Source organism: uncultured Roseobacter sp. (genome assembly GCF_947492555.1).
In the GTDB taxonomy this organism is placed as follows: domain Bacteria; phylum Pseudomonadota; class Alphaproteobacteria; order Rhodobacterales; family Rhodobacteraceae; genus Roseobacter.
In genome coordinates, this window is record NZ_CANLNE010000004.1 from 17,914 (window position 1) to 33,110 (window position 15,197).

Below are 15,197 nucleotides of genomic sequence, written 5' to 3' on the forward strand. Positions count from 1 at the left end.
TGACTTGACGTTGCGTCACCTTCAGCATCTGTTCAACCAGGGGTGGGGCATGATTAGTAATACGCGGTATCCGATCCGAACCAATGTTGGTCGACCTATCGAGCTTTCCGGTTTTGGGCGCGACGAGAATTCAGAAGCGGCACGGGTGATCAGGCTCAGCGTCGCGACGGATGCGTTCGAGTTTTCATTCAGGTCGAATATTCTTGATCTGGGAACCCCCGGAAAACATCGGTTTGACGACTACCTGCCCAAGCTCAATGCGAACGGGAATGTGATCGCTCCGGCGACGGGCCTCACTGTTTTTGAAAGACCGGAGTTTGCCGGAGGCGACAAACAGGACGCGGTGCAGCTCTCCGCCCTCTCCAAACCTTTGCTGCTGTCCAAAACCAACTACGAGGCGGCCTTCACGCATGGGCGCAGAGCCTCGGTGGAACTCCTGATCCGCTTTGCCCGGCCCGCTCTTCTGGGCGGGGCGTGTGTTTTCGGCAATCCCTACATTCCCTACACGTTCAACAGATTTGGCCAGAGCAGCGCCAACTTCGGGCTCCCGCGCGAAATTCAGATCACGAACGCAGGCTCCGTCGATGCCGAGCTGCAACCCCTCAGGGGCCAGAATTTTTTCGATGCCGACAACACACTGGTGCATCAGGAAAGCAATTATCACTCTGGCGCCAACTATATACCGATTGAGCCGACCTATACCTCGGCGGTAACTCTGAAACTGTCGAACTTTCCCTTCTTCCCGTTCGAATACGAACAGAAGAAGCTACCTGACCTCACGGATGACATGCGCGAGCGGCTGGAATTCACACTTGGCTATGACATCCCGCAGCTTGTTTTCTACACGCATGAAGAGGCGATGCGGTACCGTCCCTTGACCGGTTTCGGGGTGCTGTCAGAACAATATCCCGACCGGGACAGCGATGGGGGCACCTCCGTTCACGGAAAGTCGGCGATCTTGCATCCGGATGGGCAGTATGGGGTCTATTCCGCCACGTCGCTGACGTCCCCGGCGCGGGCTTATCGGTCAAATCCCGCCCGCGCAGGCAAAGGATACAAGGAGATTTTTGTCTCTGAACCGCTTGGCAACGGCGATGCTGTGAATCTGCTCTTTGAACAGGCGGATGATGAACCGCGCTGTGTGGCCGGGCTGAAGATGCGGCTGCCCTTCATCCCGGACGAAAAACGGGCAGAAGATATCGACGCGTTGATTGACCGGTTGCAGGACATCGACCGCCATTCCGATAGCGTGGACTTCAGCGACATCCTGTTCACCTTTCTCAACAGCTTGAAAACGGCCAGCCGCGAGGCGCTGGAAGAAGTCCTTGAAGACTACATCCTGCAGTTGCCCAACTCGGTGAACTTTTGCGAAAGCATCCAGATCGAGGTGTTTGAGGTTGATCCGCCCGACGGTCTTGCGGCGACCCGCATCGCCTCCTCGCCAGAGTATCTTCGCCGCATCGCGCGGACACATGTCTCTACGTTCATGGATATTTTCAGATTGGCGCAGGACGGTCTGCGCTTCGATCAGCCCACCTCTGCGCAATACCTGTCGATCCGGCTGTCCAATGCTGACAGTGAAACTTGCCGGATCGTCGTCTCCCAACTCGACTTCTTTCAGTCGTCCGATGTCTGGATCACGCCCCGCCCGTCGAAGTCTCAGACTGTGCAGGCGCTGCATTTCCGCCTGATCGGGAAAGACCTGCTGGATGACTATGCGGTGCTGGGATCGCGCGGTTTCACGCTCGGGATTGAACGGGTCAGGGAAACCGGGCAACGCCAGAAGGTGGCGCAGTTTAAGAGCCTTCTGGACCTTCTGAACACCACCAAGGCGCAGGTGTTCCAGAACTCCAGGCGGCGGTCTGTCGAGTTTGAAAAGTCGGTGGTCTACACGACAAAGGAGACTGCGGGGCAGGATCCCTATGGCGCAAATGACTACACCGATGCCTTTCCGGAAGAAGAGCGACCAAACTACGCGCTGCACATCACGCAATCCTCGTCGCAGGGATATATTCAGACCGAAATGGGCCCAAGTGTCAGCTACACCGACCGCAGTGGCGAGACACACGCGGGCTTTGAATCGCGCGGGTCGCAGGAGGTGCGCTCGCACACGGAACATCTCTATCCGACCGTCTCAAACGACTGGGAAGACGCGGCGTCCTATGTGAACAATGCGCGACGTTATGTGACGGGCGACCCGTCGCAAGAGATTGTCACGTTCGAAAACGCCAACCCGCTGACAGTAGATTTTCAGCAAAACTGGGGAGATCTGGCCCCCGGCGAGATCGAAGGCCTGCATACGCTGACCTTCTCCCCCTTTTCGCCGATCCTGTCGACCGCTTCTGCGGTTCAGAACAACGGCGAATTCCTGCGGCAACTCTTTGAACTGGTCACGCAGGTACCGCCACCGGCCGATCTGGGCCCACAGATCATGGCTTTGCTGACCACCGGGCCTGCGAGCAGCAGCGGTCCACCCGTGAATATGATCCCGGGGCTTTGGAAGAACTACCTCAACGGCTTCAACATCTCCCCCGGTGTGAACGGAGGCATAAATGTGGGTATCGGGTTTGGCGCCAGCCTGGGCACCAGCTCGGCGCATTTCTGGCCCGGCATTCTCGGCAATCATTCCTTTGGCTCGCAGGGCAGCATCCAGAAAGCCGCGTCCAGATCCACCCACGCCTTCAGCAAGCAAAAGAAGACCGACGGGCAGGATGCGGTGAGCTACGCGGAGACGTCGGGCGGCGAAAGCAAACGGGTCATCGAGCGTAAGGCGGTGCCGAGCACTGATCTTAATCGCATCAAGGGCAATGAAGTCGTCTGGCAGGGTGAGCCGCGCGATATCATCGTGGGCACCATCCCGCTGGGCATGGAGATGCCCGCGCTGGCCAACCAGATGCGGCGCGGGGTGCGGGACGCTTTGGCGATTCGTTTCGGGTCCGATCTGGGTGAGGATGTGGATATCGACATTTGGTATGACGTATCGGAGGCGCCGGTCTGGGATGATAACTGATACGATCGATCTGAGTGGTCTGGCGACCTATTTCACCGACCCAAGCAGTGGAAGCCTGAACCTTGCTTCTGGCACGACCGGTGTCACAACCGCCCTGTCTTCGCCTCTCAAGAGTGGCCAGCAGTGGGAGGTTTCGGGGTTGGATTTCGTTTTCGACACTGATCAGGCTGCCCAGATGCTGAAACGCCAGACCGATCCGATCCTGGAGATCGGCGTCATTCGCGAGTTGCTACCCGGGCACTACCGGGACGCTTACAAAACCCGTGTGCATGCGATTTCCGGGCAGGAGGATTTCAGCGGTGGTGTGCTGGAAAACGCGTTTCTGTCGGATGTGCAGGGCGTGCTCACGCTCGTAGCGTCGGATCAGGACCGCTGCCGCTGGTTATCCAAATCCTTTGATCTGGTCACACCAAGCGATATTGACGCGGTCGCCTGGCACATGGCGGTGTCCAAACGAACCCACGACGGCGCGTTCACCTACACCGCGCGGCTTCACGTGGTGGACGAAGGCGGTTCTGCCAATATCATTGATCTGGTCGTCAATGCCGATCCGGCACATAAGAGTTTCGCCGATGGCTTGGGCCTGTCCGGCATTGTGTCCTTTCAATTTGAGTTCATTGCGAAAGTCAGTGCCTCCACCTATTTCTCCGAACGCAGGCGCGGGCGGCTTGAGGGCGGTGTGGGTCTGCCGCTGTTGCACGGTGTCAGCGTATTGGAGGAGATCGACTCCGCACTCCGGTTTCATTCCCTGTCGGAAATGCTCAACATCGGGGCGTTTGACCCGCCGGTGGAGATTTCGGCATCCGGCGTGCAAACGATGCGTTTTTCCGCCAACCTGCAAGCCGTTTTGAACACCAGCAAGACGTTGGATGCCGGTGCGGGGCATTTCGAACGTATCGCGCTGGCGGTGAACGCGGCCGCTTTCACGCATTTCGAGGCGCGGATCATTGGCGAGGAAATGATCACCCGCCTGCAGGACTGACACCATGGATAAAGTCCAGGAATTCAGTATCGAGCGGAACATCCACGCCAACGACAAGGACAAGAGCGAGCCTTACGGGATTTTTCATGGGGACATTAAGCAGGACCGTCAGGGTAACTACTTTCTGGAATACTATGGTCACTCCGGACTGATCAGCGGCGAGCCGGGCAACCTGTTCTTCCAGGCGTCGCACAATCTGAACACCACCGATTTCAATATCGCTGTTGGCCGGGCGATGGTTTTCGACCCGTTCACCGACCCAAACTCCGTCACGCCGCTGATGGATTTTCACTTGGGCGATCCGCTTGCCACGGCCCCGCCTGACCCGAAGGACGCCGCCCCCGCGCCAAGCCCCGCGGAGCGTGCCAACAAGCGGCGTGCGCGGTTGCGGGCAAACGTCCTGCAGGTTCTGGACGAGATGTATCCCGATCAGGCTGGAGACAGGGATGCAGAGGCGCGTCTGGACCGGTTGAACTACTGGATGGAGGCCGAGTTTGAGGGCCGCCTTCGGGCATTGGACTCGCCGGAGGCGGCAGAATATCACCGGTTGATGATGGTAAAGCGGTGGGATGCCGACGGTGTTGTTCGGACGGGGTATCAGGCGAATGTTCACCACCGTATCCAACTGCTCAGACTGCAGTTGGATACTGCCAAGATCATGTCTTCCAGCCTCCTTGGCGGCTTTGCCGCGACTGCTACGGGATGGGTCACGGACGATCAGGTGGCAATCAATGCCGTGGGCCATCAATTCCAGAGCATTGGAGGGATGGCGGGCGGCAAAAACACGGCCGCGCAGAAATTCACGCGCAATGTCAAACCGCAAGTGGGCGCGCCTGCGTCACAGATGATGATCAACGGCTTGCCAGTGACGACAGTGAAACCGTCCACGCGGGCGCAGAAGACCAAAGCACAGGTCGAGGTGACCAGGATCACGGCGCGGACCCGATGGAAACGCATCAAAAAATACCTTGGAAAGAAGTTCCGGCTTGGCAAGCCGCCCGCTCCGGGCCTGCGAGACATCAAGCTGCCGCGCGACGGGTCGGTCGCGTCCGACGTGTTCATTCTCAAGGACGCTGTGGAGGTCATTAACGGGAAAAGAGTCACCCGCGCCTTTGTGATCGTCAAGATGCGCGACGAGAAGGGTGATACCGTGATGCAGGCGTTCTATCAGTCCACCGGAAAAAACTCCAAAAAACCCGGCCAATGGTTGCCTTTTGATGGTCAATTCCATTTTCCAGGCATGGGTCATAAATGGATCTATAAAAAACGATTTGAGCATGCCGACAAAGATCTTGATCGGTATGGAACCCAGGCGATCAAGGACGTTGGAACGGCTCTGGACAAAATCAATATCGATACCAGCCCCAAAGCCAACAAATCCCTGAGCCAGCACGCGGTAAACGCGCTTTTGGACATGTACGGCGCCATTAACATTCCACGAAAGCACAGGCTGTCGGATGATGGTGACTATAATCCCCCAATTGCGCCTGAGGGACTGAATGAATTGATCAGCAAGGGCGTGGTCGAGAGCGCGGAGTGAGCAGGTTTCCCCAGGCACCGGATGTCCGAAACTGGCAAGTGGGGTTCTCGCTGAAAACCTGAGTTTTGTTAACCTCGTTCTGAAAACCTATGGTGATGCCAAGGGCTCAAGTGATTGCGTCGAGTGCGTGATATCAATTCGCGTTCTTGAAAATAAATTATTTAAAAACAATAAGATAGTTTGATATTGAGAGCAATTTCTTCGGCGACCCTCGTCACCGAAAGGGCGGTGATGCAGCCGCGCATAAGCTGCTTGCAGGCGTTCGGGTTCCTGTAGACCCGGTGCCTGTGTATCTCCAGTCTCACAGCAAAGTGACGGTGCGAGCCCCGTGTGGGATTGCACGCAATAGGTACGAAAAATTTGACCAAAGCGAGACTTAAGGGTCACGCGGAGGAGAAGTGTAAAATGATTGAACGGTCGCCAGTTTACGGCAAAAAATTTGACGTCACTTTAGGCACCAAAGGCCGGGCTATGGTCCGGGTTGGCGCTCTGGTCGCGAATTTCTTTTGTGCATCAAAACGTAGTTCGCAGGCCAGTGGGTCAGGTGCGATGGGCATCGCGCGCAGGCGTGATGCCCACGCATCTTTGGTTCTCAGCAATGATTTCTGGAACCGCTTTCTCCCCGTATTTTCTAGCAAGGCACTCATTCGACGCCCCGGGGCCAGTATTTCTTCGCCGCGGGGGTGCGAGCTGCCGCAGATTACATCAGGAATTTCGAATTGGGTGGGGACCCGCCGGATTGCACCCATGGTGGTGCGGGTTCGGACGCATCGGTTCTCTTCCGCAAAGGTTTTTCATTCCGTCGGAACCCAAAGCCTTGCGACAAGCCTGAAACCACAAAGCTCGAAATGCATTTTGTGTCACGCAAAGTGACCTGCGCCCGACACAGAAAGAAGGAGTTAAGATAATGGCTGAACAAGTAAACCCTGAAGCCATCAAAGGCACCGCCGAAGCAGATTACATTTATATCGTGGGATTGAACCAGAATTCTGTCGTCAATGGTATTTGGAGCCATGGTGTCTACGGGTATGGAGGGGATGACATCATCAGGTTCAACCCGGTGGTCGACTGGAATTACATGAGCTATCCAAATTTCGACAGGTCAATCCATATCAATGGGGGCAGCGGCACGGACGAGGTCAGCCTGGAGGACTCCCATCATCCGATCACCGTGAATCTGGCGTCCGGAACGGGCACAGTGCACATCCCGCCGGTGTCGTGGTGGACGCCGAGCGGGTGGCAGAACGCTGATCTTGCCATTGAAATGACCTTTTACAGCATTGAGAATGTGACTGGCGGTCAAAGCAATGATCACATCATTGGCGATGGAAACGCGAATTTCATCTCCGGGAACAATGGCGATGACAGCGTGCGGGGCGGCGATCACAACGACACGCTGAACGGAGGCAACGGCAAGGATACGCTGAAGGGTGATGATGGCAACGACTTGCTGATTGGTGGCAATCAGGCCGACAACCTTCAAGGCGGCGAGGGTAATGACACCCTTGAGGGAGGCAGTCACAGCGATGTGCTGGACGGTGGCGATGGCAACGATACCCTTGAGGGGGGCAATCACAACGATATGCTGGGCGGTGGCGACGGCAGCGACAGGCTGGACGGTGGCCACGGCAATGACAGCATGTGGGGCGGCGACGATCAGGACACGCTGGAAGGTGGTGCCGGTGACGACGCCCTTTATGGCGGCAATGGTCTGGACTTTGCGATTTTCGATACGAACGGCGACATGAATGTTGATCTGGAAGGCGGCATCGCCTGGGGCGGAGGCCTTGGTACCGATCTTCTGCACAGCATTGAACGTGTCCAGACCGGTGGTGGTGACGATGAAGTCATCGGTACCGACGATGCGAATGTCATGTGGATGGGCGCGGGGGACGATACCGTTTACGGTTTTGCTGGCAATGATAGCATTAAGGGCCATGCCGGTGACGATCTACTTGTAGCAGGAAGTGGCGCTGACTCCGTTTATGGGGGCGATGGCGATGACCGTCTCTATGGGGAAGGTCACAATGACTTGCTATCCGGCGGTGACGGTAACGACACCATGAACGGCGGAAAAGGGAATGATCTCCTGTATGGCGGTGACGGCAATGATCGTATGCTCGGCGACAGAGGTAACGATACGCTGGAAGGAGGTGACGGGCACGACGATATTGATGCCGGTTCCGGTGACGACATGATCGTTGCTGGTAATGGCAATGATACGATCCGTGGGGGCAGAGGAAATGATACGATACATACAGGCGATGGTTTGGATGTCATTCACTTCGAGAATTTCGTGGACGGTGCTATCGATACCATCTACGACCTGAATGTTTGGGGAGATGAGTTCGCTTTTGAAAGTGGGTATTTCCACAATTTCGAAGAACCGGTCGACAACATCGACTACCTTTTTGCGATCCAGATCGGTCAGGACTCATTACTGTTCGCAACGCGGAGCGAAGCAACCTTTCCGGACGGTGTCCAAGGCGAGGCAGTGCTCGTCCCCGACGTTCAGGCCATCGCGATCATCAAGAATGTAAATGCCATCCTGCTGAATCAGCAGATTTCCAACGGCGATATTTTCCATGTCGAATTGGGTCATAAAGAACCGGATGAGTTACCGACGGAGCTCGATCCCAACTTGCTTAAGCTCCCAGATATCGTTGAAGAATGGTCAATGTTCTGAAGGATACGCCGCGAATGGTTTCGCGGCGTATCCTTACCGACCGCCTGAGAGCATTACGATTGATCCCTCCGAGAACTAAATCTGACGGCGGTCAAGTTGGAGAGTGGTACATCATCGAAAGGGTTGTCTTGTACAGTCCATCACATCAACCAGGTCTTTCCAGTCCCTATCGAAGTTGTTACGTTCAACCCTTGAAACAAAGGGGCTACGAGCGGTTGGGGCTGAATGGCTGAAAAAAGGATAGAACGTGTGCAGACCGGTGTTCGCATCGAAAAACGCATATTGAAAGTTCTCAAGGCGGTGGCCGCTCAGCATGAGATTTCGTTGGGTGATCTGCTTGAGAGCATTTTGCTTCACAGTTTGGAGGGCAAGTCTCCCTTTGACGTCGAAACACTGAGCTTCATCGAGCAGATGCGGAGCGCTTATGGGCTCGATCTGACCTCGGCGGACAGCCAGCCGATGGAAGACGGCTGACGACTTTCGCGAGAAGGGAGACGCTTTGCCCGGCAGGGCAAGGCGGGGGTTTGGCTTCCGGGTGCTTGCGGAACCTTGCAGATCGTCCATCCCGATGATCGACATATCTGCCGGGACACTTATGCCCATATGTTGAAGACGAGACAGAACCCCCTGAGCGCGCAGGCCCGACAGGCATAGAAAACCCGTCAATGTCGGCGGCCTTTCCAACAACGCAGCGGCGCCATCTGCCCGCGGTGCGGTAATCGATGTCCGATTGCGTCAAGTGCAGACCGTCTGTTCAGTCTTGCTTGATCCCGGTCAGCCACATCGCGCGGGATGTGCAGATCACTGGCGTCCAGCATATCCCGCGATCAGGACCCGCGCTGGTCGTGGCCAATCACCCCACGGGAATTGCAGATAGCATCATCCTCTATCCCGCGTTTGCCTGCTCTCGGCCGGATCTCTTCATTTTCGCCAATTCCGATATCCTGCGCGTTTTGCCACAGATGCAGAAACTGATCCTGCCGGTCGAATGGCGGCTTGATCGGCGGAACTATGAGAAAACGAAAAAGACCATGCAGTTGACCGGCGCCGCCCTCTCGAAAGGTCGTATGGGCATTATCTTCCCCTCGGGGCGGCTGGCGAAACGTCGGTAGCTGCACCTTTATGAACGCGCACGGATGCAATCAGCGGCCATGATCGCGCAAAAGCTCGATGTGCCGATGGTCCCGTGAACATCCACGCACGCAATTCGGCGCTGTTCTATCTTCTGGACCTGCTGCATCCCACCCTGCGGGACATTTCACTGTTTCATGAAACATTGAACAAAGATCGCCAGCCCTTTCGTGTTCACATCAGCGCGCCGGTCCTGCGGCAAGATCTCCCCGAAAAACGCTCCGACGCGTTTGACCTGTTGCGTCGCCGGACGCTGGCACTCCACCAGAACCCAGCGGGGGGTGTTTGCTTGGTCAAATGCTCAGCTGGTTATCAAGCTATCCGCTAAACAAGCTGAATTCCGCGCATTCCCTAAGGGAAATACACTTTATGGTTGTTTTGCCCGCAGAACAAAATTGTAAAGTAATCGTTAACAAGTCGTTACATCTACCCCCTACCCACGGGTCCAGTAAGCGCAGAAACCGGCAGCGAAACTTTGCTGACCGTCATCTGTATTCCTTGTTTCAAAGATAGGTTTTGCCATGCGCCGCCAGATTTTCGTCAATGATTTCAACGCTTTTCTCGGTCTTGGGTTGGATGAGACCCCTGCGCTGGGCCAGCTGAATTCTCTTCTTTGGTCCGTCGAGGGTTTCAACTCCGTGGCGGATCTGTCCCGCGGTGAAACAGACGGCGGCGTATCTACGGGCGGTCTTTACGCCCTGAACCGGAGTGACGGTGACAACGCGCTCTACCTGCAACCGGGGGGCAGTGATTTCACGCCCGGCAACATTACGCTGACCCTGAACAGCGGCGATACGGACCTGTCCGATGTCGTCGTGACCTTCGAACGGCTGGTCAACAATGACGCGACACGTGCCAATGCGTTTGACCTTTCCTATTCGCTCGATGGTGTGACCTTCTCGCCGCTCGATATGTTTGCCAGTGCCGCCGCGCCGAACGCAGACGGTGTGGTCGGCACTGTTATTGCCGTGCCGCTGCCGGACCTGCCGGCAGGCTCCACATTCTATCTCCGGTGGTCAGGCGATGACGTTGACGGCAGCGGTTCCCGCGACGAATTCGGCATCGACAACCTCGTCGTTGACGGGCTGGAAGCCACAGACGGTGATGGCGGTGTCTTCACGCTCGAACTGCTGCATATCGCAGATCAGGAAGCCTCTTCCGGAGCCGTTGTGGACGCACCGAACCTCTCTGCTGTCCTGAATGCACTGCGCGCTCAGGATCTTGGCGATGATGGTGTTGCCGATAATACGCTGACCCTGTCTTCGGGGGACGCGATCATTCCGGGCGTCTTTTTCGACGCGTCCGAAGCAGTTTTTGGCTCCGCTGGCATTGCGGATATCCAGATTCAGAATGAATTGGGCATTCAGGCCATTGCCCTCGGTAACCACGAGTTTGATTTTGGAACCGAAACGCTGGCGGATCTGATCTCAGGTGATGCGCCCGGCGATGTGTTCGGCACTGACTTTGGCGGAACGGATTTTGCCTATCTCTCGACAAACCTGGATTTTTCCACCGATGCAAACCTTGCGCCGCTGGAAAGGGCAGGCGGTGAGGCAGCCCTTGGCAATACGGTGACCTCCTCGGTTGTCTTCGAGACAGGCGGTGAAAAAATCGGCGTCGTCGGGGCCACTACACCCACGCTGGATCGCATTTCGAGCCCCGGCGATCTGGACATCCTGCCCGGTGATTTCGACGACAATCCGACACCGGAGCAACTGGACGCGCTTGCTACAGAGATTCAGCAGGAAGTGGATGCGCTGCTGGCGGCTGATCCGTCGATGAACAAGGTGATCCTTCTGGCGCATATGCAGCGCCTGAACATCGAGCAGGAGCTTGCGGCCCGCCTTGAGAATGTCGATGTGATTGTGGCCGGCGGCTCGAACAACCGCCTCTTCGACGAAAACGACCGCCCCCGGGAGGGCGACAGTGTGCAGGGCGACTACCCGATCTTTGTCGAGAATGCCGGTGGCACTCAAACGGCCGTGGTCAATACGGATGGCAGCTATAAATACGTCGGTCGCCTTGTTCTTGATTTCGACGCGGAGGGGAAAATCATTCCCGGGTCTTACGACCCGGAGGTTTCGGGGGCCTATGCCACGGATTCCCAGGGTGTGGCCGATCTCGGTGCCGAAGCGCTCGTTGATCCTGAAATTCAGGCCATCGCCGATGCAATCGAAGCGCAGATCATCGCGACGGAATCCAATGTCTTTGGCACGTCTGATGTTTTCCTCAATGGCAACCGGTCGGGTGTTGATGGCGATCCTGACGGTGTGCGGACACAGGAAACCAACCTCGGCAACCTGACCGCTGATGCCAACCTTGCCACAGCACAGGAGAGCGACGAAACGGTGGTTGTTTCGATCAAAAATGGCGGGGGCATCCGCGCTTCCATCGGTGAAACGCTCGTGCTGCCAGGAGACACCGAGGCGACACGCCTGCCGAATGGCGAGATCGTCGATGGCGACGGCAATGTTGTGAAACCTCAAGGCGGGATCAGCCAGAACGACATTCAAACGACACTCGCCTTCAACAATGGGCTCACCCTGCTGACCCTGACCAAGGCGGAGCTGGTCGCTGTGCTGGAGCACGGTGTTGGAGGATTGCCGGATGTCGCGGGTCGTTTCCTGCAGGTCTCGGGTGTCGAGTTCTCTTTCGATCCCGAGCTCGACGCTGGCGGCCGCATCGTAAACGCGGAAATCGTTGATGAGGACGGTAATCAAATCGCGGAACTTGTGCGGGACGGCGCAGTTGTGGGAGATGAGACGCAGGAATTCCGGATCGTCACGCTGAACTTCCTGGCGGGGGGAGGGGACGGCTATCCGTTCCCGCAGGGCGAGAGTGCGAACCGCGTCGATCTGACCGCAGAGGACACCACACGCACCGGGGATGCGACCTTTGCCGATGACGGCACAGAGCAGGATGCCCTGGCAGAATACCTAGACGATCTCGACGCGCCCTTTGCCGAGGAAGACACAAATGCGTCTGGCGACACCCGCATCCAGAACCTGAACTTCCGCGAAGATACGGTTTTCGAGGATGTCGGCGCCGACGCGAGCGTGGTGATCAACGAAGTGTTGGTCAGCACCACCAGCACGGATGCCGAATACGTCGAGTTTTTCGGCACTCCGGGGGCCTCCTTGGATGGCCTGAGCCTGATCGCGGTTGAAAGCGATACCGGCGCGTCCAAGGGTACCATCGATTTCCGCATCGATTTCGAACCCGGCACGGTTCTGGGCGACAACGGCTTTTTGCTGCTGGCCAATCAGACCGCAGAGACGATCTATGGTGTGGAGGCGAATATCTCCATCCCCGCAAATGCCTTCGAGAACAGCTCGACCACCTTCGCGCTGGTGGCAACCTCCAGCCTGCAAGGTGGCGCAATCACCGGGGACGAAGTGGTGATCGATTCCGTTGCGGCCCTTGATTCAGGCGGCGATACGGCCGTTTTGGAGGCGCCTGCTGTAGGACCCGACGGCAGTTTTCTGCCCGCCGGTGTAGGCCGGGTGACCGATGGCGTGGACACCGATACAGCGGAAGACTTCGAAATCCTCAGCTTTGGCAACGATCCGGCAGTGAACACGCCGACCGCAGGCACCGGGCTCGGTGGTGGTGGCGGTGGTGAGGGCGACATCGATGACGCGCCGTCTCTGATCAGTACGGTTCAGGGCAATGAGGATGCCAGCGCGCTGGTCGGGCAGACGGTGGTGATCGAAGCGATCGTAACGGGTGATTTCCAGAACGGGGATAACGACACGTTCCGCGATCTTGGGGGTTTCTTCCTGATGGAGGAGAGTGCCGATCAGGACGCCGATGCGACGACCTCCGAAGGCATTTTCGCATATGAGGGCAATGGCGATCTGATTGCGGATGTGGCCGATGGCGACAAGGTCCGCGTGCTGGGCACCGTGGTGGAGCGTTTTGGCAAAACCACGATCCAGGTGCAGGAGATCCGGGTTGAGGAGGCCGATGCCGTTGATCCGATGACACTGGCACAATCGATTGCCTTAACCGATTTGGACGACCGTGAAGCCTACGAAAACATGCTCGTGACCATCGACGAGGCGCTGACCTTCTCCGAGAGCTTCGATTACGAAGACTTCGGTGCGGCGACTCTGTCTTCGGACGGCCCAATTTACCAGTATAGCCAGATCAATACACCGGATGCGGATGGCAACGCCGCCTATCAGGAAGAGGTCGCCAACCGTTCGATCCTGATCGACGATGGCACCAGCCGCGCGCGGCAGGATTTTGACCCGATCACCTTACCAGACGGCTCCCTTGTTGAAGGGCCGGTCGATGGCGTCCGCATGGGGCAATCCGTCGACGGTCTGACGGCGATTATGGATTTCGATTTTGGTGAATATCGCTTGCGCCTGCCGGAGGGCGTGGCATTCGATCTGGAGGAGGAAACCAACCCGGTCCCGACCGAGCCGGAAGACGTCGGCAGCGACTACAAGATCGGCTCTCTGAACGTGTTGAACTATTTTACTACGTTGGAAGGGCAGCTTGACAACGGCGAGGACCCGCGCGGCGCCGACACCCCGGAAGAACTGGCCCGCCAGACCGAGAAGCTGGTGCAGACCATCCTTGGTATGGACAGCGACGTGATCGGTCTTATCGAGATCGAGAACGACTTCGCCGGGGATGATTTCGCCATCAAGACGCTGGTGGGAGAGATCAATGCCACCCTGGGGTCGGAGGTGTGGTCATTCGTTGATCCGGGCACCGAATTTGTGGGCGATGATGCCATCGCCGTGGCCTTCATCTATGACACCACAACCACCAGGCTGGTGGGGGATGCGGCGATCCTGGATACGGACGCATTTCTCGACCCGCTTGGGGCTGGTCAGGGCGGTGACGCATTCAATCGGGCGGCGCTGGCGCAGAGCTTTGAGGAGATTGAAACAGGCGGTGTCTTCACCGCGTCGGTCAACCATTTCAAATCCAAAGGCTCGCCCACAGGGGCCGTCGAGGATCTGGATCAGGGCGACGGGGCCGGGCGCAACAATGCCACGCGCGAAGAGGCGGCCAGGGAACTCTCTGCCTGGCTGGAGACCAACCCGACCGGCGTCGACGATGAAGACGTGATGATCCTTGGCGATCTTAATGCCTACGCGCGCGAGACGCCGATCCAGGTGCTCGAGGCGGCGGGCTACACCGACCTCGCCCGCGAATTCGAAGGGGATGACGTCTATTCCTACCGGTTCAGCAGCCAGATTGGCACGCTCGACTACGCGCTGGCCAACGAAGGGTTGCGGGATCAGGTGACCGGCGCCACCACGTGGAACATCAACTCCGACACGCCCGTGTTCTTCGACTATAATCTCGATGATACATTCACCGGACCCGATACCCAGCGCCCGACGGATCAGGGCCTCTTTGATGGCAACAGCCCGTTGCGTGGGTCCGATCATGACCCGGTGATCGTCGGTCTTGATCTCGACCGCGACACCGATCTGCTGATCGCAGGAACTTCCGGCAATGACCGTTTGGCCGGTACCGACGCGGCAGAGCGCATCGTTTCGGGCGGCGGTCGTCTGGATGTGGTCAGCGGTGGTGGTGAGGCAGATACCTTTGTCTTCACCGACACAGATGCGCAGCGCGACAGCCTGCGGATTCAGGATTTCGAAGCCGGTATCGACACACTCGATCTGGATGGTGCGGTCATTGCTGCCACCCGGATCATCGGGCGCGACAATCTGCTGATCGCGCTGGACGAAGATCGCGACACGATCCTGCTGCGCGGGATCAGCGATATCGAAGACATCGACATTATCAATGACGGTGTTTTCGACATCGCCTAATTTTCTGGCTCGGCGCTTGGTGTCGTGCCCTCTACCCTTGAAGG

The 15,197-nt window shown here is 57.3% G+C and carries 6 protein-coding genes and 2 pseudogenes; 7 read left to right on the plus strand and 1 reads right to left on the minus strand.

All coding sequences use genetic code 11. From position 1 onward, the window contains the following. Positions 1-49 precede the first annotated feature (49 nt). The 5 genes from Q1A07_RS18920 to Q1A07_RS18940 all read left to right on the plus strand — a co-directional run bounded on the left by Q1A07_RS18920 (position 50) and on the right by Q1A07_RS18940 (position 8,692). The gene (locus tag Q1A07_RS18920; protein ID WP_299783594.1) at positions 50-3,010 is read left to right on the plus strand and encodes a hypothetical protein; all 2,961 of its coding nucleotides are present in this window, start codon (positions 50-52) and stop codon (positions 3,008-3,010) included. Beyond that, positions 3,000-3,992: a hypothetical protein gene (locus Q1A07_RS18925; protein ID WP_299783595.1), complete on the plus strand. Its 993-nt coding sequence runs from the start codon at positions 3,000-3,002 to the stop codon at positions 3,990-3,992. The genes Q1A07_RS18920 and Q1A07_RS18925 overlap by 11 nt, the downstream gene beginning before the upstream one ends. Positions 3,993-3,996: 4 nt before the next feature. Then, positions 3,997-5,532 carry a hypothetical protein gene (locus Q1A07_RS18930; RefSeq protein ID WP_299783596.1) on the plus strand — a complete coding sequence of 512 codons (1,536 nt, stop codon included), beginning with the start codon at positions 3,997-3,999 and terminating at the stop codon, positions 5,530-5,532. A gap of 907 nt (positions 5,533-6,439) precedes the next feature. Beyond that, positions 6,440-8,218, plus strand: coding sequence for a calcium-binding protein (locus tag Q1A07_RS18935; protein ID WP_299783597.1), 1,779 nt, complete (start codon positions 6,440-6,442; stop codon positions 8,216-8,218). 225 nt (positions 8,219-8,443) lie between these two features. Beyond that, positions 8,444-8,692 carry a hypothetical protein gene (locus tag Q1A07_RS18940; RefSeq protein ID WP_299783598.1) on the plus strand — a complete coding sequence of 83 codons (249 nt, stop codon included), beginning with the start codon at positions 8,444-8,446 and terminating at the stop codon, positions 8,690-8,692. Between the two features lie 87 nt (positions 8,693-8,779). On the opposite strand, the pseudogene Q1A07_RS21950 reads toward Q1A07_RS18940, so the two are convergent. Further along, positions 8,780-8,905 (minus strand): annotated as a pseudogene (locus Q1A07_RS21950) (substrate-binding domain-containing protein); the annotation flags it as partial. Positions 8,906-9,000: 95 nt separating this feature from the next. Here Q1A07_RS21950 and Q1A07_RS18945 point away from each other — a divergent pair. Together Q1A07_RS18945 and Q1A07_RS18950 are read left to right on the plus strand one after the other, a co-directional pair. Further along, positions 9,001-9,611, plus strand: a pseudogene (locus tag Q1A07_RS18945) (1-acyl-sn-glycerol-3-phosphate acyltransferase); the annotation flags it as partial. 259 nt (positions 9,612-9,870) lie between these two features. Further along, positions 9,871-15,153, plus strand: coding sequence for an ExeM/NucH family extracellular endonuclease (locus Q1A07_RS18950; RefSeq protein WP_299783599.1), 5,283 nt, complete (start codon positions 9,871-9,873; stop codon positions 15,151-15,153). Positions 15,154-15,197: the final 44 nt, after the last annotated feature.

Excerpts from the sequence above, each read along its gene's own strand:
- Q1A07_RS18930 (WP_299783596.1), top strand. The coding sequence starts at position 3,997 with ATGGATAAAGTCCAGGAATTCAGTATCGAGCGGAACATCCACGCCAAC.
- Q1A07_RS18925 (WP_299783595.1), top strand. The coding sequence starts at position 3,000 with ATGATAACTGATACGATCGATCTGAGTGGTCTGGCGACCTATTTCACC.
- Q1A07_RS18940 (WP_299783598.1), top strand. The coding sequence starts at position 8,444 with ATGGCTGAAAAAAGGATAGAACGTGTGCAGACCGGTGTTCGCATCGAA.
- Q1A07_RS18950 (WP_299783599.1), top strand. The coding sequence starts at position 9,871 with ATGCGCCGCCAGATTTTCGTCAATGATTTCAACGCTTTTCTCGGTCTT.
- Q1A07_RS18920 (WP_299783594.1), top strand. The coding sequence starts at position 50 with ATGATTAGTAATACGCGGTATCCGATCCGAACCAATGTTGGTCGACCT.
- Q1A07_RS18935 (WP_299783597.1), top strand. The coding sequence starts at position 6,440 with ATGGCTGAACAAGTAAACCCTGAAGCCATCAAAGGCACCGCCGAAGCA.